This window comes from Phycicoccus jejuensis (genome assembly GCF_000720925.1).
GTDB lineage: Bacteria > Actinomycetota > Actinomycetes > Actinomycetales > Dermatophilaceae > Phycicoccus > Phycicoccus jejuensis.
The window spans coordinates 1-542 of the sequence record NZ_JOEE01000052.1 but is presented as its reverse complement, the minus strand read 5'-3'; the positions used below and the strand labels follow the sequence as shown (position 1 = coordinate 542).

Here is a 542-nt window from a genome sequence, read left to right as displayed (position 1 = left end):
GATGTACCCGCTCGTCCGCGAGCTGGCCGCCGACGGGATCCCCGTGACGGTGACGTGCCGGGTGCTGAAGATCGCGCGCGCTCCGCAGGGCTGGTGGTCGGCCTTCGGCAAGCCCAAGCGGGGTGCTTCCAAGCGGCCGGGTCCGCCGGTGCACGACGACCGCTGCGCCGTGACCGACAAGCATGGCGTGACCCGGCACGTGTTCACCGCCGACGCCCCAAACCAGCTGTGGTTGACCGACATCACCGAGCACTGGACCGGCGAGGGGAAGTTGTACCTGTGCGCGGTCAAGGACGTGTACTCAAACCGCATCGTCGGGTACGCCCCAGAGGGGACCCCGGATCGACTCGCGAATGAAGTCGCACCTCGCGGTCGCCGCCCTGTCCAGCGCGGCCGCCCACCGCGGTGACGTCACCGGCTGTGTTGTCCACTCCGACAGGGGGTCCCAGTTCCGAGCGCGGAAGTACGTCCACACCCTGCACCGTCACGACATGGTCGGCTCGATGGGCCGGGTCGCCTCCTCCGCGGACAACGCCGCCATG

At 69.6% G+C, this 542-nt stretch carries 1 pseudogene; it reads left to right on the top strand.

What is annotated here, in order from left to right:
* Positions 1-542 (top strand): annotated as a pseudogene (locus IG69_RS23065) (transposase); the annotation flags it as partial.